The organism is Acidovorax sp. SRB_24 (assembly GCF_012931925.1).
In genome coordinates this window covers 1-494 of the sequence record NZ_MWOM01000229.1, presented here as the reverse complement: position 1 = coordinate 494, position 494 = coordinate 1, and the positions used below count along the sequence as shown (strand labels likewise).

General features: G+C 61.5%; 1 protein-coding gene. It reads right to left on the bottom strand.

The window, feature by feature from the left end:
• Positions 1-310 precede the first annotated feature (310 nt).
• On the bottom strand, positions 311-494 hold a 184-nt coding region (locus tag B2J89_RS21685), incomplete at its 5' end, for an EthD family reductase (protein ID WP_169170852.1).

Below are 494 nucleotides of genomic sequence, written 5' to 3'. Positions count from 1 at the left end.
ATTGGGCTCGGTGAACACAGCGCCAAGGCCGATGCGACCAGGATTCGGCACGGCGCTGCCGTCACAGTAAACAAGCCAGGGGTGCATGTGCATGTCCGCTGTTGGCCGGGGGCGTGAGACAGGGCAATAGCCAAAGCTGGCGGTGGCAAAAGAGGCGCGTCGATCCGAATGGCGTGATTCCGGAGCAACGGCGGATTCACACTTTCGGCCCTGGAGCTGGCGCGCGCACAACAGAAGCAGCCGTTCAACGCTGGAGTCAAAGGCGCGGCTGTAAGCCCTCGCCAATTGCACCACTGGTTCGGCGGCACATCTAGAGGGAGCGCTGGTTGATGATCAGCAGTTCTGCCCCGCCATCTGCGAAGTTGGTGAGGTCTGCGGCAGTTCGCTGGCCCTCCTCAGAAGCAAGTGCCGCCTCAAGCGCATGCATCGAATCAAATGTGAGCGTCACCACCAGGTGGTAGGAAGAGTCGCCCTGTGGCGTTGCTACAGGCCCT